Annotated in this window: 20 protein-coding genes; 16 read left to right on the forward strand and 4 right to left on the reverse strand. The window is 44.3% G+C overall.

The window, feature by feature from the left end; genetic code table 11:
• Positions 1–100 precede the first annotated feature (100 nt).
• The 4 genes from ACRQ5D_RS11475 to ACRQ5D_RS11490 all read right to left on the reverse strand — a co-directional run bounded on the left by ACRQ5D_RS11475 (position 101) and on the right by ACRQ5D_RS11490 (position 2,622).
• On the reverse strand, positions 101–292 hold the full coding sequence (locus ACRQ5D_RS11475; protein ID WP_090531057.1) for a hypothetical protein: 192 nt from the start codon (positions 290–292) through the stop codon (positions 101–103).
• Between the two features lie 211 nt (positions 293–503).
• Positions 504–1,745: an RNA polymerase sigma factor gene (locus ACRQ5D_RS11480; RefSeq protein WP_091172811.1), complete on the reverse strand. Its 1,242-nt coding sequence runs from the start codon at positions 1,743–1,745 to the stop codon at positions 504–506.
• A 45-nt stretch (positions 1,746–1,790) separates the two neighbouring features.
• A complete protein-coding gene (locus tag ACRQ5D_RS11485; protein ID WP_090531052.1) occupies positions 1,791–2,135 on the reverse strand; it encodes a YciI family protein in 345 nt (114 codons plus the stop codon).
• Positions 2,136–2,169: 34 nt separating this feature from the next.
• Positions 2,170–2,622 (reverse strand): carboxymuconolactone decarboxylase family protein, encoded by a 453-nt coding sequence (locus ACRQ5D_RS11490; protein WP_090531050.1) that lies wholly within the window; start codon positions 2,620–2,622, stop codon positions 2,170–2,172.
• A gap of 212 nt (positions 2,623–2,834) precedes the next feature.
• Between ACRQ5D_RS11490 and ACRQ5D_RS11495 the strand changes: the two genes are divergently transcribed.
• From ACRQ5D_RS11495 to ACRQ5D_RS11570, 16 genes are all read left to right on the forward strand, one after another.
• Positions 2,835–3,293, forward strand: a complete 459-nt coding sequence (locus tag ACRQ5D_RS11495; protein WP_091172806.1) for a DUF1569 domain-containing protein — start codon at positions 2,835–2,837, stop codon at positions 3,291–3,293.
• A 68-nt stretch (positions 3,294–3,361) separates the two neighbouring features.
• Positions 3,362–4,453, forward strand: a complete 1,092-nt coding sequence (locus tag ACRQ5D_RS11500; protein WP_431199663.1) for an acyltransferase family protein — start codon at positions 3,362–3,364, stop codon at positions 4,451–4,453.
• 177 nt (positions 4,454–4,630) lie between these two features.
• Positions 4,631–5,227 carry an AhpC/TSA family protein gene (locus tag ACRQ5D_RS11505; protein ID WP_090531366.1) on the forward strand — a complete coding sequence of 199 codons (597 nt, stop codon included), beginning with the start codon at positions 4,631–4,633 and terminating at the stop codon, positions 5,225–5,227.
• A gap of 24 nt (positions 5,228–5,251) precedes the next feature.
• Complete coding sequence (locus tag ACRQ5D_RS11510; RefSeq protein WP_091172798.1) at positions 5,252–7,507, forward strand: response regulator; 2,256 nt, start codon at positions 5,252–5,254, stop codon at positions 7,505–7,507.
• A gap of 350 nt (positions 7,508–7,857) precedes the next feature.
• Complete coding sequence (locus ACRQ5D_RS11515; RefSeq protein WP_431199665.1) at positions 7,858–8,010, forward strand: hypothetical protein; 153 nt, start codon at positions 7,858–7,860, stop codon at positions 8,008–8,010.
• Between the two features lie 237 nt (positions 8,011–8,247).
• Positions 8,248–8,598 (forward strand): TolC family protein, encoded by a 351-nt coding sequence (locus ACRQ5D_RS11520; RefSeq protein ID WP_431199666.1) that lies wholly within the window; start codon positions 8,248–8,250, stop codon positions 8,596–8,598.
• Positions 8,599–8,615: 17 nt separating this feature from the next.
• The gene (locus ACRQ5D_RS11525; RefSeq protein WP_431200773.1) at positions 8,616–9,641 is read left to right on the forward strand and encodes a TolC family protein; all 1,026 of its coding nucleotides are present in this window, start codon (positions 8,616–8,618) and stop codon (positions 9,639–9,641) included.
• Between the two features lie 7 nt (positions 9,642–9,648).
• Positions 9,649–9,870 carry an efflux RND transporter permease subunit gene (locus ACRQ5D_RS11530; RefSeq protein ID WP_432329000.1) on the forward strand — a complete coding sequence of 74 codons (222 nt, stop codon included), beginning with the start codon at positions 9,649–9,651 and terminating at the stop codon, positions 9,868–9,870.
• Positions 9,846–12,899, forward strand: a complete 3,054-nt coding sequence (locus ACRQ5D_RS11535) for an efflux RND transporter permease subunit (RefSeq protein ID WP_431199668.1) — start codon at positions 9,846–9,848, stop codon at positions 12,897–12,899. Before ACRQ5D_RS11530 ends, ACRQ5D_RS11535 begins: the two co-directional genes overlap by 25 nt.
• 4 nt (positions 12,900–12,903) lie before the next feature.
• The gene (locus ACRQ5D_RS11540; RefSeq protein ID WP_432329002.1) at positions 12,904–13,185 is read left to right on the forward strand and encodes a hypothetical protein; all 282 of its coding nucleotides are present in this window, start codon (positions 12,904–12,906) and stop codon (positions 13,183–13,185) included.
• 17 nt (positions 13,186–13,202) lie between these two features.
• On the forward strand, positions 13,203–13,988 hold the full coding sequence (locus tag ACRQ5D_RS11545; RefSeq protein WP_432329004.1) for an efflux RND transporter periplasmic adaptor subunit: 786 nt from the start codon (positions 13,203–13,205) through the stop codon (positions 13,986–13,988).
• 217 nt (positions 13,989–14,205) lie between these two features.
• On the forward strand, positions 14,206–14,541 hold the full coding sequence (locus tag ACRQ5D_RS11550; protein ID WP_091172783.1) for a tRNA-binding protein: 336 nt from the start codon (positions 14,206–14,208) through the stop codon (positions 14,539–14,541).
• Complete coding sequence (locus ACRQ5D_RS11555) at positions 14,542–15,012, forward strand: nucleoside deaminase (protein ID WP_176844544.1); 471 nt, start codon at positions 14,542–14,544, stop codon at positions 15,010–15,012.
• Between the two features lie 158 nt (positions 15,013–15,170).
• Positions 15,171–15,782, forward strand: coding sequence for a superoxide dismutase (locus tag ACRQ5D_RS11560; RefSeq protein ID WP_091172779.1), 612 nt, complete (start codon positions 15,171–15,173; stop codon positions 15,780–15,782).
• A gap of 179 nt (positions 15,783–15,961) precedes the next feature.
• Positions 15,962–17,095 (forward strand): amino acid permease, encoded by a 1,134-nt coding sequence (locus ACRQ5D_RS11565; protein ID WP_431199669.1) that lies wholly within the window; start codon positions 15,962–15,964, stop codon positions 17,093–17,095.
• Positions 17,077–17,412 (forward strand): APC family permease, encoded by a 336-nt coding sequence (locus ACRQ5D_RS11570; protein WP_431199670.1) that lies wholly within the window; start codon positions 17,077–17,079, stop codon positions 17,410–17,412. The genes ACRQ5D_RS11565 and ACRQ5D_RS11570 overlap by 19 nt, the downstream gene beginning before the upstream one ends.
• The last annotated feature ends 3 nt before the right edge of the window (positions 17,413–17,415 follow it).

Below are 17,415 nucleotides of genomic sequence, written 5' to 3' on the forward strand. Positions count from 1 at the left end.
TTTGGTAATGAGCCAGAATACTAAAACTAAAAAAACCAGCCACGCGGCAACAATGCCGTAAAACTGGTTCCAATTTTTTATGAATGAAGGGAGGTCAGGATCAGGCCTCTTCATTACGGCCACGAACTAACACGGCGATATATGCAGCAGCAGTTAACAACCCTAAAACACCACCTACAAAAATCCAGGTAAAGCCTTTTTCAATAATACCGCCTACAAATAAGCCAGAGATTAATCCTACCAAATAGTATATGTAATCAAAGTTTTCTTTTTCTTCTTTATGGTGTCCCATGATGTTATGTATATGATTGCAGCAAAAATAGGTGATTAATTGAATTTTACCAAAGTTTGTTTTGTAAAAGGATTGTGTGTTTTTAAAAGCTCATAAATGACGACAATTATTCATTCGGTGTCCGGTCGGCTTTAAATTCACTATCGTTGTAAATATGCCAATAGCTTTGCGGTATGCATGAACCAATACCCTTTCAACTATTGTGAAAAGGCTATTCCTGCAAGTTTTTTAACCGCTCAACATTTTCCGCCATAGTTGCCTTATCATTTGCAGAAGTAGCCAGGTTCATAGCTGTTTCGTAATGCTGTAAGGCTTTTTGATTATCTATGCCGGTATACAGGTTGCCCAGCAGCGAAAAATAAAAGTGGTTATTGCTTAGGTTCAGTTTTTCGGCTTCGGCTATTGCAGCCGGTTTTCCATTGGCTTTGGCAAGGGCAAATGTCCGGTTCAGCGCGGCGATGGGCGAATACTCCAGCATGAGGAGGCTATTGTATAGCTGTAATATATTTTCCCATTTTTCGGCAGCATCTTCCTTAAAGGTATGCCAATAAGCAATGCCGGCTTCGAGGTGATATTTAGTTATTGAAGTTCCGGTTGAAGCCTGGTTCAGGTAATGGATACCTTTGTTGATCAGGTCCCTGTCCCAAAGTGATTCATCCTGATCATCATAAAGGATCATTTCACTATGATCATTGGTGCGGGCCTCAAACCGCGACGCGTGGAAACACATCAGCGCAAAAAGTGCATTTACGGCAGGGGTATTGGTGGCCGGATTTTCAATAAGCAGGTAATTAAGCCGCATAGCTTCTGCACAAAGATCACGACGGAGGGTGACATTTTGGGAGATTGAGTAATATCCCTCAGAAAACAGCAGGTAAATGGTTGTTAAAACAGTTTCCAGCCGGTTGCCGATCTCGCTAAGGTTTGGCTGTTGGATCTGGATTCCGGCTTCTTTCAGTTTTTCCTTTGCGCGGTTTATCCGTTTGTATATCACCTCCTTGTTTGCTAAAAAAGCATCGGTAATTTCCTGTACGCCAAAACCGCAAAGCAGGTTAAGGGCAAGCGCTACCTGCGACTCGGCCGAAATAACCGGGTTGCAAACCGTAAAGATCATGGCCAACTGGCTATCAGCTATGTTTTTGGCAGACAGGTCGATCTCTATTTCGCCTGTGCTGTCGGTAGTATATTTTATTTCGGGCAAAAGCTTTTGCTTAAAAATCGTATCCCGTTTCAGGTAATTTTTGGTTTTATTTTTTGCAACGGTATAAAGCCATGCCGTCGGATTATCAGGTAAACCTTTCAGGCTCCAATTTTCAGTGGCTGAAAGGAAGGTGTCGCTCACAATATCTTCGGCAATTTCAATATGTTCAATACCAAAAAGGCGGCAAAGCACTGCTGCAATTTTCCGGTACTCGGTGCGGAACAGGTGAGGTAAAAGTTCTTGGGGTTGCATAGGTTAAAATAAAATGCCTTTGCAAAAGTACAAAGGCATTTTATTTTATACGGCAGGCACGGCCATTCGTACTTCAACGGTGGCCCCCCATTGCAATATCGGGCAGCCTTTGGCAATTTCAACGGCCTCATCGTAATCTTCGGCCCTGATTATAAACAATCCGCCTATCGATTCCTTAATTTCGGCATAAGGACCATTGATCACGGTATTTTGCTTAATTGTACGGCCATCACCATCCCAGCGTTTGGGAGCACCAACCAGTTTGTTTTGGGCCGCGATGCCGCCTATCCAATCCTGGAAAGGTTTTATAGCTGCCTGCATTTGTTCGGGCGAGGGACTGGCATCTTTACTTTTCAGATCCCTGTGGATCACTAACAAAAACTCATTCATAAGGCTATGTTTTAATGGCGTTAATATAAGCTGTTTATGCAAACTGGCCAACCTGGTATGTGCCGGGCGTATTTGGGAACGATAGGTTGATGCGGTTCCAGGTGTTAATGGTGGTAACGGACAGCGTAAGGTCTATCAGCTCTTCATCACTGAACTGCGCCTTGGCTATGTTGTACACTTCGTCGGTTACATGGCAGGCGGTAACGGCTTCGGCCCAGGCGAAGGCGGCCCTTTCACGATCGGTATAATAAGGCGATTCTTCCCAGGCGCTCAGGCCGTATAAACGTTGTTCAGTTTCGCCTTTGGCACGTGCATCTTTATAGTGCATGTCAAGACAATAAGCGCATTTATTGATCTGTGATACCCTGAAATTTACCAACTCACGAAGGGATAACTCGAGGGGTGACTTTTTAAGATAGGTATTAATACCAAATAATGGTTTTAAGGCATTTTGGCCTTTTTCCCACATGCTGATTCTCTGTTCCATTTTGTTTTAAATTTATGTTGTTAAAACCCAATGACAACCGTGCTTAGCAGATTGGACAAAATGAAAAATATTTTTTATTTTTTATAAGATCGGAATTCATATCGGGAATTTTTGTTGGGCGGCATCTAATGCATCGCCCGCTTCGCAGATTTTCCGGTTTAACTAAATATACATGTAATACGTCTCTGTACAAAAATACCTATCTTTCCCTCATGGCCTTACCCAATATTTTCACTGCACGGGTAGCTGATGATGTAATCAGCCGGATCAACAAGCTCACGCCTCAAACCTCACCGGGGTGGGGTAAAATGAACGTAGCACAAATGTTGGCACACTGCTGTGTAACGTACGAAATGGTGTATGAAGATAAGCACCCCAAACCCGGCTTGTTCATGAAACTGATCCTGAAAATGCTGGTTAAAAACAAGGTAGTGAGTGAAACACCATATAAACACAACAACCCTACAGCGCCTGCATTTCTCATTACCGGCGAAAGGGATTTCAATACCGAAAAAAACAGGTTGATAGCCTACATCCAAAAAACACAGCAGCTGGGCGAAAAAGCTTTTGATGGCCGCGAGTCGCATTCGTTTGGTCCCTTAACTATTACCGAATGGAGCAATATGTTTTATAAACATATTGACCATCACCTCACTCAGTTTGGCTGTTAAGCGCATAGTTTGAACTTCCGGCTAAATTTTCCTTTCTTTACCGGCATACAGGTAAATCGATATAGTGCATGGAAAAACTAAGCCCAGCCATCCTTAAAACCAAACAGCATTTTGAAATTCTTGACGGCCTTCGGGGCATAGCTGCTATAGCAGTTGTTACTTTCCATTTTATGGAGATTGCTTATTCCGACTACAGCAAGGATTTTATAGGTCATGGCTTTTTAGCGGTTGATTTTTTCTTTTGCCTGTCGGGCTTCGTAATTGGTTATGCTTATGACGACAGGGTCGGCAAAATGGGCATAAAGGAATTTTTCAAATCGAGGTTGATCAGGCTGCACCCGCTTGTTGTTTTTGGCTCGGTATTGGGCTTGTTAGGGTTTATATTTGATCCATTTAATGCCCAACCCATAGCCCGTAGTGCGGGCAGTATACTACTATTATTTCTCAGCTCCATATTAATGATTCCTAACCCGACAATGAATGAACGGTATTTTAACTTGTTTGGGTTTAATGCACCTGCTTGGTCATTGTTTTGGGAATATGTAGCTAACATTGTTTATGCACTTGTACTTTGTCGCCTTCAGCGGCGCTACCTGATTGTCCTTACTGCAATTTCTGCTGTTGGCATTTGCTATGTGGCAGCTCACTCAGGTAATTTAATGGGCGGCTGGAGCGGCGGAACTTTCTGGGATGGAGGTGTACGTATAGCTTATTCTTTTACTGCTGGTTTGCTGGTTTACCGTTATAACCTTATCGTCAAAAATAAGCTTGGTTTTATCGGTCTTTCTATTTTATTGATGCTGGCTTTCCTGTCTCCGTTCTCAACATGGAACTGGCTTACCGAGCCTTTTATAGTTATAATTTATTTCCCGTTAATGGTTTCGCTGGGAGCAGGCGCTGTTCTTAACAACAGCTTACGTAAAATATGTGTTTTTTCGGGGAGTATCTCTTATCCTTTATACATGACCCATTATGCAGTAATGTGGATGTTTGGTAATTATTATGCGGCAAATAAACCCGATGCTGTTCACCTGGCATATATCATTATACCCGGATTAGTTGTATTAGTTACATTTGCTTACCTGGTTATGATAGGTTACGATATCCCCCTGCGTCGTTACCTAACCGAAAGAAGAAAAAACAGGCTGTCAAATAACTGAATGGCTATTCGTTTGCTTAATTAAAGATTAAGGAGGGGGTTAGCCAACGGTTAAATTAAAACCTGTATGTTTAAAATGCCGGAAAAGTGTTTTTTATACACTAAAAATAATTATTTTTACAAATGGTTTTGTGCTGATTTTCAGTTGTTCTGTTGAAGTATGCCAACCTTTGGTACAATGAAAAAAACGTTAGTTATTGGTTGGCTCGTGATACTTTTAATCGCTGTTGGCGCTTTGTTTTGGTATAATGAGCTGCAATACCAGTTGCCTACTCCTGTACCCGAAAACTATAAAGCAGTAAAGCAGGGTACGATAGTGTCCATCAACCCCAGGCACTACCAGGATCGCAGTAAACCGCTGTTCCTGCATTTTTTTAATCCGGATTGTCCCTGTTCAAGATTTAATATCAAACAGTTTAAGGCTATTGCCCAGCAATATCACAGACAGGTGAATTTTGCCATCGTGATCATGAGCAGTAAACACTTCACCGAAAGCGAAATCCAGGACAAGTTTGGGATGAAACTCCCCGTTATATTTGATCCCTCGGTTGCTGAGGCCTGCGGGGTTTACTCAACACCCCAGGCTGCCCTTATTGATACAGGCAGCAAGCTGTATTACCGCGGCAATTATAACATAAGCCGTTACTGTACCGATGAAAAAACAAGCTTCGCCAAAGTAGCGATCAACGGTTTACTGAACGACAATACACGCCTAACATTTAATAAACTTGCATTAACCTCATACGGCTGTCGACTGCCCGACTGTCATAATTAATATTACCCCTAAATATCAATCATTGTGACCGCAGACATAGTTCAAAACATTAATTTTCAAACCGAGATCAAAGACCGCTCAGACAGGTTGATGGATTATTTCCTGCCTGTGCATTTTGTAGTTGGTTTAGCATTGGCCTATTTTTATGATACATGGCTTATTGCCTTTGGCGTTGGCGGCCTGTGCCTGTTGGCGTACTATACTGCTAAAATAGCCCTGCCTAATTCTTCCTTATACCAATATGTGCTGGCAGCTGTATTAGGTATTTTTATGGCCCAGTATATTTACCAGATGCACGGCTTGTTTGAGATGCACTTTTTTGCTTTTATTTCGAGTGCGCTGCTGATCACCTACCAAAACTGGAGGCTACAATTGCCATTGCTTTTAGTTGTTATTGTACACCATGCTGTTTTCAGCTATATGCAGGATATTGGCTATGGCGGCATATTTTTTACCCAGCTCAATTACTTTGATCTTCAAACGTTTACCATACATGTGTTGCTTACCGGGGTTATCATGTTCATATGCGGACTTTGGGCCTATCAGTTGCGCAAGTATAACGAACTAAGAATAGTACAAACCCTGCAAATGGCCGATCTGCAGCGGGAAGCTCAGTTATCGCTCGAGCGTAAACATAATGAAGAGGTTTTGGCAGCTGCAAACCAGGAACTAAACTATTCAAACCAGGAACTTCAAAAGGCACGCCTCGCGGCCGATCAGGCTAACCAGGAAAAAAGCATTTTCCTGGCCACCATGAGCCACGAAATCCGTACGCCTATGAACGGGGTTATCGGGATGTCGGCTTTATTGAATGAAACTGAGCTTAATGATGAGCAGCGTATGTTTAACGAAACCATCATCAGCTGCGGCGAAACGCTCATCCATGTGATCAATAACATTCTTGATTTTTCAAAGATAGAAGCAGGTAGCCTTGATCTTGAACAGGATGATTTTAAGCTGCGGCAATGTATTGAAGATGTGATGGATATGTTTGCCATTAAAGGCGGACAAATGGGGCTCGACCTGGTTTATGAAATTGCCGAAGATATATCGCCGGGTATCATCGGCGATCCGCTGCGGCTTAAACAGGTGCTTATAAACCTGGTAAGCAACGCCATAAAATTTACGGAGAAAGGTGAGGTTGGTATTAAGGTTAGCTGTGTTGACAAACAATCTGATGGCTTGCTGAAATTAAGATTTGATGTTTGGGATACAGGTATAGGCATTCCGCATAATAAGCTGCACCGGCTGTTCAAGGCATTTTCGCAGGTCGATTCATCTACTACACGCAAATACGGAGGTACCGGTTTAGGTTTGGCCATTTGCCAAAAGCTTGTAGCGCTAATGGGGGGCAGTATAGGCGTTGAAAGCGAGCCTGGTGCCGGTACCAGGTTTTTCTTTACCATAAACGCCTATCCCGGCGAGATTTCCCACCGGCAGCCTGCCAGTTTTGATCTTGAGGAACTGCGCGGCAAAAAGATTCTTATAGTTGATGATAACCATACCAACCTGTCTATTTTAAACCGCCAGTTTGAAAACTGGAACCTTAAATCGGTACCGGCAGAGTCTGCCGCCGAGGCTTTAGTGATCCTGCAGAGAAACAAAGACATTGACGTGGTTATTACCGACATGAATATGCCCGTAATGGATGGGGTTATGCTGGCCCGCATCATCAGGGAAGGGTACAGCCACATTCCTATTATACTGCTAAGCTCGGTTGGTGAAGAATTTATAAAAGATCAGCGAATGCTGTTTACCTCTGTTATGAGCAAGCCGATAAAACAACAGGTGCTGGGCAAACAGATTTTTATGGCACTCAGGAATAAATCGGTCCAAAACGATGATAAACAAATTAAGAGCAAGCTTTCGGTTGATTTTAGTGATAAATATCCCTTCAATATCCTCATTGCCGAAGATAATGAGGTTAACCGGCACGTTATTAAACACATTTTAAACAAAATGGGCTATAAGCCGGGTATGGCCCAAAACGGGCTCGAAGCAATAGAGGCCCTGTACCAAAACGATTACGAGCTTATTTTAATGGACATGCAGATGCCTGTTATGGATGGGCTTGAGGCTACCCGTGTAATCCGTAAAGAAAACATTAAGCAGCCTGTTATCATTGCATTAACAGCCAACGCCATGGCCGGCGATGAACAGGATTGCTTGCAGGCCGGTATGAATGATTACCTGAGTAAGCCTGTAAAGCTTGATGAACTGATGAATAAGCTTTCGAAATGGCACACTGTAGTTAATAAAGCCGCAATTCGTCAGGGTTGATGCAACCGCATTCCTGCAATAAGTTTGAGGCTTGGTTCGCCATCAAGGGTAGGATAATGACCTGGCGGGGGGCCTGCCTAAACTTAATAGTAGTGAAGTTTCCTCATCCCGGTATGCAGAATATAAATGCAACAATACTTTTGCAAAACAATTAGGTTATTTTTTTCATTTTTGTACAGCATAAGCAATATGTTGAATAAGCGAAATACTGAATTTTTGAGATCGTTGCGGATATTATCGGTAATGGCCTTTTATTTGGTCATCGCGAGCAGTCATGTTTTTTTCTTCCCCGCTTAACGCAGTCGGGCCGTACGCGTTCAACAGGATTCAATTCGGTTTTTAAACGAAAGATGGAGAACCTGCACAGCAGCTTCAGCGAATCAAGCTACGTTCAAAGACCAGACAAATCAACCCTTGAGGAGAAAAAGTCTGTTACCGATTTGATCAGCGCTGTTGTAGGCAGTTTTATTCTGCTTTTTTTGCATTGCAGCTATGGAAATTAAATCCGAAGCAATTAATCCGAAACTTCAGGATTATACCCGAGTATCGATACTCCTATCTTTCCCTTTGCACTTTTCGCATTTGATTTGAATGATTAAAGGCGCTCTGCCTTTAGATACATCATCGATCATTTTTTCAATTAATTATCCATCGTTTACCGGCATTTTTTGCAGTACTTACTGATCTGTAGCGATCAGTGTGCGGGCATTTCCCGGTAAGCATATTCCGTACATCAAGATATGCGAATTTCAAAGAAGTCCTGCTGCCTGTTTATAGGCTTGCTAATAACAGCCTATACTTATGCGCAGCAACAAGGTAACACACCGGTTAGTTTAAAAACGCTGCTCAACAGCGTGAACCGAAACGCACCCACATTGCTAACCGATTCGGCAGCTATAGCGGTTAGGCAAGCCCAGGCCGCTGAAACCAGGAGCAGCTGGCTCCCTAACCTGAAACTAAATTACCAGGCAGATTATGGCACTAACAACAATGTTGCCGGCCCGTATTTTGGCTTTGGTATCATTCCTTCCAACTCCAGGGGGTACGGCCCGAAAGCAATACCACCACCGTTTCAGCCAACGTTGGGGTAGCCGCGCTCGACTGGGAGATCTATAATTTTGGGGCCTATGGTGCTCAAAATAAAGTAGCCAACTCTGATATTCAGGTACAGCAAAACCAGTTTGCTGATTCCAAATATCAGTTGCAGGCTTATGCCATTGGCAATTACCTGCTCCTGACGGAACTGGAAAACTTCCTCACCATCCAGGCGCGGAACATAAAACGCAATCAGGAGATCCGCCGGTCGGTACAGTCGCTCGCCAAAAGTGGGGTAAGGGCAGGCGTTGATACCAGCATTGCCGAGGCCGAACTGTCAAAAGCCCGTTTGAACTATATCGAACTTAACAACCAGGTGAAGCAGGTACAGTTACAGCTTTCGGCTGTCAGCGGCTTACCCTATCAGACAATAGTACCCGATACCGCTGCCGAAACAAATCTTATCAATACCGCAACCGGCCTGGACCCTTTGGTGATCGACACCACCAATCATCCCTTGATCAATTATTATAAATCGGTATATCAAAATAGTTTGCAGCGGGAAACACTCGTCAAAAAAAGCTACAATCCTAAAATATTACTGGAAGGCGCCGTTTGGGGCAGGGGATCAAGTGTTGATGCTAACGACCATTTTAACAGCCTCAGCAGCGGATGGGGGTTCGACAGGAATAATTACCTGGTAGGTATAGGTGTTTCCTATAACCTGTTTGATATCCGTCGCCGCCAGTTAAAATTACGGACACAACGTGCCAATACCGATTACTCCCGGAAAAAGCTGGATGAGCAAAAGCAATTGCTGGCGGTCAATGCCAACCGGTCGGGCGTGGAGCTGCAAACCGCCCGCGAACGCCTGGTTGAGATCCCCAATCAGCTTAAAGCGGCTTCTGACGGGTACCGGCAAAAGCTGTCATTATACAAAAATGGGCTAACCGATATCATTGAGCTTAACGCCGCACTCAATATCCTTTACCGCGCCGAAACTGACTATGTACAGGCCAAATATGCCTATTCAAATGCCCTGTTCCAGCAGGCCGTTACCGGCAACCAGGTAAATACTGTATTAAACCTTTTAAAATAATTTAGCTATGTCAATGGTCACATCCGCACTTAAACGGCCCATCACAACGGTGGTGGTTACCTTGAGCCTGCTCATCTTTGCAGTGCTTAGTGCTATAAAAATACCGATAGATATTTTCCCAAAACTAAACCTGCCCACCATTTATGTTATTGAATCATATGGCGGTATGTCGCCGCAGCAAATGGAGGGTTTTTTTCAACCCGTTTGCAAGACCAGTTTCTGTATGTAAACGGCATCAAAAGTATTACCAGTAAAAACATTCAGGGTTTAACTATGGTTAAGCTGAGTTTTTACGAGAGCACAGACATGGCCGAAGCACAGGCCCAGGTGGCTTTGCAGGTAAGCCGCGTAATGAGCTTTTTCCCGCCGGGAGCACTGCCGCCGCAGGTTGTAAGGTTTGATGCTTCATCGTTGCCCGTTGGGCAATTGGTACTATCCGCCCCCAATCGCAGCCTGAAGGATATTTATGATATGGCTGCTACTAAAGTAAGGCCGATGTTTGCTACTGTTCCCGGCTTATCGGCCCCGCCGCCGTTTGGTTCAAACGCCAGGTCCATCACCTTAAACGTTGATCCAAATAAATTAAGAAGTTACGGCTTGACGCCCGATGAGGTAGTAAGTGCGTTGGCTAAGTTCAATGTGATGTCGCCTTCGGGTAATTTAAGGTTAGGCAACACTATGTTTGTAACTACGGTTAATACGTTGATTAACCAAACAGATGAATTTGGCAATATCCCTGTAGTTACCAAAAACGGCGTTCCCATTTTGGTAAAAGATGTAGCCCGTGTTGCCGATGCTACCGACGTTACGGTTGATTATGCGCTGATTAATGGCAAGCGCTCTGTTTATTTGCCGGTAGTAAAAACCGCCGATGCCAGTACCTGGAGTGTGGTACAGGCTTTGAAAAAGAAGATTCCGGAAATTCAGGGCCTTTTACCCGACGACGTTAAAATCTCATATGAGTTTGATCAATCCATATTTGTGATAAACGCGGTAAAGAGCCTTATGACAGAAGGCGGTCTGGGCGCATTGCTCACCGGCCTGATGGTATTATTGTTTTTGCGCGACTGGCGAAGCAGTTTGATCGTGGTGATTACTATCCCGGTATCCATTTTGTTAGGTGTATTACTTTTAGGCTTATTCGGCCAAACCATCAATATCATGACACTGAGCGGGCTTGCCCTCGCCATAGGCATTTTGGTTGACCAGGCGACAGTAACTATCGAAAATATTCACCAGCACCTGGAGATGGGCAAAAGCAAAGCACAGGCTATTTATGATGCTTGCCAGGAAATCTCGTTCCCCCTATTGCTCATCCTGCTGTGTATCCTTGCGGTATTCGCGCCATCGTTTATGATGAACGGCGTGCCTAAAGCGATGTTTTTACCCCTGTCGCTATCTATTGGCTTAACGATGATCGTATCGTACATCATAGCGCAAACACTGGTGCCTATTTTATCAAACTGGCTTATCAAAGCCGAAACCTATCAGCATTATGAACATGGGAAATTGCATGCCCATGCCGGCGAAGCTTTAGACCGGCCCGAAGAAGGGCAGGTAAACCATCACCTGCAGCAGGAGCAAAACCATCCCGAAAAGAATGACCTGTTTGAACGGATAAAGATCCGTTTTATACACATCATTGAACGCTGGATGCATAACAAAAAACTAATTGTGCCTGTTTATCTCGTGGTTGTTTTGGGATTGGCCGGTGTGTGTTTTGTCACTATTGGAAAAGATATGATGCCGAAGCTCAACAACGGCCAGTTTCAGATCAGGATCAAAGAGCCGGATGGCACAAGACTTGAACGTACGGAAGACGGGCTGAAACAGGTTTTGCAAATCATCGACAGTACGGTGAACCATCATGTAGCTATCACATCGGCTTATGTGGGCATTGTGCCAAGCAGCTATGGTACCAGCAATCTTTATGTATTTAATACTGGTACACATGAAGCGGTATTACAGGTTAACCTTGATGAAGATTACCACATCAATATGGATGAGCTTAAAGATGCGCTCCGTAAAAACATAGCATCGCGCATGCCCGATCTCCGCATCACTTTTGAACCTATCGACATGACCGAAAAGATCATGAGCCAGGGTGCATCTACACCTATCGAAATAAGGGTAGCGGGTAAGGATATGGCGCAGATAGAAGGCTACTCGAACAAAGTTTTGGCCGGACTTAAAAAGATCAGCTACCTGAGGGATGTGCAAATCAGTCAGCCTTTAAAGTTTCCTGTGGTGGCAATAACGCTCGACAGGTTGAAAGCCGCCCAATTAGGCCTGGATATTAAAGATGTTGCCCGCTCGGTTACAGCAAGTACATCATCAAGCCGTTTTACCGAGAAAAACCTTTGGTTGGATGATAAATCGGCCTATACCTACCAGGTACAGGTGCAAATTCCAGAGTATGTGATGAATACAATGGATGAGTTGAAAGAGATCCCACTGGTGAAAGGCCAAAGTACACCTGTACTGGGTGATATCGCCAGCTTTAAGGTTAATTACGTTCCTGGTGAATATGACCGTACCGGTCCGCGCCGCTTCTTAACCGTGAGCGCCAATATTTACAAGAAGGATTTGGGCACTGCTACTGCCGCGGTGCAGCAGGTGATCAAAACTGTCGGGGCACCGCCTAAAGGCCTGATTGCTGAAGTTAAAGGTATGTCGAGCTTGTTGACAGAAACGCTCGACAGCTTACAGAACGGTTTGATGTTTGCCATTTTGGTGATCTTTTTATTGCTGGCCGCCAATTACCAGTCGTTTAAATTATCCCTTACAGTACTATCTACCGTACCGGCAGTAATATTGGGATCGCTAACAGCATTACTGCTTACCGGTTCAACACTTAACCTGCAAAGTTACATGGGCATGATCATGTCTACAGGAGTATCGGTGGCAAACGCCATCCTGATCGTAACCAATGCTGAAACCCTGAGACTGGATTATAAAGACTCTACAAGGGCAGCCATTACCAGTGCGTCCATCAGGTTAAGACCAATCCTCATGACCAGTTTGGCCATGATGGCAGGTATGATCCCGATGGCATCAGGGATGGGTGAAGCCGGCGAGCAAACCGCGCCATTGGGCCGCGCGGTGATAGGCGGCTTATTTGCCTCAACATTAGCCGCGCTGTTTATACTACCGCAGGTATTTGCCTGGGTACAGCAAAAAACCACTTATGATTCACCGTCCTTAATGAAGGACGTAAATGTTAATGAACCTCAACAACTTGAAACCTCCAATAGCTAATATTATGAAACTAAAATATATTGTACTGTTAAGCAGTATCAGCCTGATGGCCGCATGTGCAGGCAATCAAAAGCCGGTGGACCTCACAGAAACCCAAAAAACCAACCAAAAAGCAAGCGGATATGAAACCGGCAAAGTGTCGGAAAAAGCACTATCAAGCGAAGCCCGCCTTCCCGGCCAGTTAAAACCCTATAACGAGGTAAACTTGTTCCCGAAAGTAAACGGGTTTGTAAAAACCGTTTTTGTTGACCGTGGTACCTTGGTAAAAAAGGACAATTACTGGTAACCTTAGAAGCGCCGGAAATGGAATCGCAATTGCAGGCTGCCGATTCCCGCTACATGCAGGCCAAAGAGAACGCAGTTGCCAGTAAGGAAAAGTATCAGCGTTTAAAAGAGGCTGCAAAAGAACCTGGATCAGTTTCTCCGCTTGAATTGGATAACGCTTTAGCAAAAATGAAAGCTGATGACGCAATGGCCCGTTCAGAAAGCTCGATCGTGGCATCTGTACGCACCATGCAGGATTACCTGAACATTCGTGCACCGTTTGATGGCATGATCATTCAGCGTAATGTATCCCCGGGAGCTTTGGTAGCCCCGGGTAAAGGTACAGACCTGCCGATGCTTATTTTGCAGGATATCCGCAAGCTGCGTTTAGAGGTTTACATCCCCGAAGATTTCGTAGACAAAGTTGACTTAAAGCAGCAGGTAAAATTCACTTTTAATGCTATGCCGGGGCAGGAACAAACAGCCAAAATCAGTCGCTCGGCCAATGCTTTAGGGAGTATGCGTTCTGAAGCTATCGAAATAGACGTACAAAACCAAAATGGAATACTAAAACCGGGAATGTATGCCGAAGTAAAGATCCCGATGCTTTCGGGCGCCAAATCGTTGTTAGTGCCCAACAATGCCATCATCCGGTCAACCGAGAGGGAATATGTAATAGCTGTAAAAGACGGCAAGGCAGCATTAATTGATATAAAGGAAGGATTATCCAGACATGACTCAACCGAAGTATTTGGGAACCTGAAGGCCAACGATATCATTCTTAAAAATGCCAGCGATGAGGTGAAGGAAGGGACGAGATATTAATTGACGCAGTTAGAGGCAATGGCTAAGCGGTTTGGAACAACGCTTTTACATCCGGCCTCAAGGGCAGAGTTGTTGGTTTTATTGTTATAACTCATTAGTTCATGATACATGACGCATTGATTTTGTTTACTAATGTCCATATCAAACCCTTTACTTAAAATTGAGGCAAGGGTAGCTTTTGAAGAAGAGAGAGACATATTTTTTTACCTTTGCCCCTATGGAAACCATCACCTGGCATGATTTTGAAAAAGTAGAACTACGTGTAGGCACTGTATTGGAAGCAATTGATTTCCCGGAAGCCCGTAAACCTGCCTTCAAGGTAAGGGTCGATTTCGGTGAGTTTGGTGTCAGGTGGTCGAGCGCACAGATCACGAAGCATTATACCAAAGAAGAGCTGGTGGGCAGGCAAATTGTAGGCGTGGTTAATTTTCCTAAAAAGCAGATCGCCAATTTCATGTCGGAGTTCCTGGTTACCGGTTTCGCCGACGAGAACGGAGACATTGTGTTAACCGCTGTTGAAAAGCCTGTGCCAAACGGCAGCAAACTTATTTAAATGAGATATATCAGTTTTGAGGATGAGGCCTCTATATCGCCCGATGAATATTTTATGGGCGAGGCGTTAAAAGAAGCCCGCTATGCATTAGAGGAAGATGAAATCCCGATAGGGGCAATTGTGGTTTACAATGGCCGCATTATAGGAAAAGGGCACAATCTTACCGAACGGCTTAACGATGTATCGGCCCATGCCGAAATGCAGGCCCTTACTGCGGCCGCTAATTTAATTGGAGGCAAATACCTGCAAGGCTGTACGCTGTACGTTACTATGGAGCCCTGTGTAATGTGTGCCGGGGCTTCATACTGGTTCCAGGTAAGTAAGATCGTTTTTGGGGCCTATGATAACAAACTCGGGTTCGGCCGCATCAACCAAAAAATAACCCATCCCAAAACAGTGATCACCGGCGGTATCCGCGAAGCTGAATGCAGCCAGCTGGTGAAAGATTTTTTTAAAAGTAAGCGGAAGTAGGGTTGATGGTTCATAGTAATAAAAATAGCTATGAACCATTAACCATCAACTATGAACTAAAAGAAAACATGACAATTATTTAGAACAAAAACTTCAATCAACGCTTATATTTGTTACGTCACAACAAACAGTAAACTTTAAAATAAACAACTAAAATTATGGCATTTACCCTACCGGCGTTATCCTACGCTACTGATGCTCTGGAACCGCACATTGATAAACTGACCATGGAAATTCACCATGGCAAACACCACCAGGCTTATGTTACCAACTTAAACAAAGCTTTGGAAGGTAAGCCTGAGGCTGAAAGCAATATCGACGATATCATTAAAAATATCTCTAAATTCCCCGCTGCTGTGCGTAACAATGGCGGTGGCCACTACAACCATACCTTGTTCTGGACCTTGTTATCACCAAACGGTGGCGGCGAGCCTACAGGCGCTTTAGCTGATGCTATCAAAAGCACTTTCGGTTCATTTGCCGATTTCAAAACTAAAGTATCTGAAGCAGGTGCAACCCGTTTTGGTTCTGGCTGGGCATGGTTAATTGTTACTGCTGATAAAAAATTAGCTGTAACTTCCACTCCTAACCAGGACAACCCATTAATGGACATCGCTGAAGTTAAAGGTACCCCAATTTTAGGTATCGACGTTTGGGAGCATGCTTACTACCTGAAATATCAAAACCGTCGTCCGGATTACTTAGCAGCTATCTGGAATGTGATCAACTGGAACCACGTTGCCGAGCTTTACGCAAAAGCAACCGCTTAATATTATTTAAGCTCATAAACAAAAGCGGCAGGATCTGATGGTCCTGCCGCTTTTGTTTTACTTCATAACTCTTGCGCTCGTTTGTAACGAGCCCGAGAAGTTTGTTTATTTACCTTCCAATTATACACCCACGCTTAATCCCTGCAATAATCTACTAACTTTGTGGACTTTTTTATATCATGATCAAAAAGCCCATAGAAACCCTGCTCCGCGAATCGAAGGAGGAGGGGGAACATTCATTAAAACGCTCGCTTGGGCCCGTTAACCTTATTTTAATTGGGATAGGCATCATCATAGGGGCCGGTTTATTTTCGTTAACCGGTATAGCGGCGGGCCAGCATTCGGGGCCTGCGGTAACCATTTCTTTTTTAATTGCTGCTATTGGCTGTGCTTTCGCTGCCCTTTGTTATGCCGAGTTTTCGGCCATGATACCTGTTGCGGGGAGCGCTTACACCTATTCGTATGCTACCATGGGCGAGCTCTTTGCCTGGATCATAGGCTGGGACCTCGCGCTTGAATATGCCGTGGGCGCAGCAACAGTGGCCATCAGCTGGTCGCAATACCTTACTAAATTTTTATCCTGGTTTGACCTGTATTTGCCTCCACAGCTTACGCTTTCGCCTTTTGAAACTGCTAAGGCTGCCAATGGCAATATTATTAACGGAATCATCAATTTGCCAGCTGCGCTCATTGTGATTTTGGTTACCAGTATCATTATCCGGGGTACAAAAGGTTCGGCATTGGTTAATGCCATTATTGTAACCTTGAAAGTGGGCGTGGTGCTGGTGTTTATTGCGGTTGGATGGTCATTTATTAACCCGCAAAACTATCATCCCTATATCCCGCAAAATACCGGTGTTTGGGGCGATTATGGCTGGTCGGGCATATTGAGAGGGGCGGGATTAGTGTTTTTTGTATTTATTGGGTTTGATGCTGTATCAACTGCGGCGCAGGAGGCCAAAAACCCGCAGCGCAATATGCCTATCGGGATCATCGGCTCGCTGCTGATCTGTACGGTACTCTTTATTGTATTTGCGCACGTAATGACCGGAATGGCCAACTATAAGGAATTTATAGGTTCGGGCGCACCGGTTGCCATCGCCATTGAAAAAACGCATTACCAGTGGTTGAGCAAAGCTATTGTGCTGGCTATTTTAATAGGTTATACCTCGGTGATTTTGGTCGACCTGTTAGGCCAATCGCGTGTGTTTTTCTCTATGTCGAAAGATGGTTTGCTGCCTAAGGTTTTTTCAGAAGTGCATCCCAAATTTCGCACCCCTGGAAATCGAATATTATGCTTTGCGCTTTTATAGCCCTCTTTGCCGCATTTGTTCCGATACGCGTGGTTGGTGAAATGACCAGCATTGGTACCTTGCTTGCATTTGTTATGGTTTGCGCCGGTGTACTTATTTTACGGAAGCAGCAGCCTGATATTCACCGGCCGTTTAAAACACCCCTTGTGCCATTGGTGCCGGTGCTGGGTATCCTGACCTGTTTTGCCATGATGACGTTTCTACCCGGCGATACCTGGTTGCGTTTGGTCATTTGGCTTGCAATTGGTTTGGTTATCTATTATACTTACGGCAAAAAGAACAGCGTTATCCGCAAAATGCTTGCAGATAAACAATAACGC

Origin of the sequence: Mucilaginibacter sp. P25, from assembly GCF_050859465.1 — a bacterium.
GTDB classification, from domain to species: Bacteria; Bacteroidota; Bacteroidia; order Sphingobacteriales; family Sphingobacteriaceae; genus Mucilaginibacter; species Mucilaginibacter gossypii.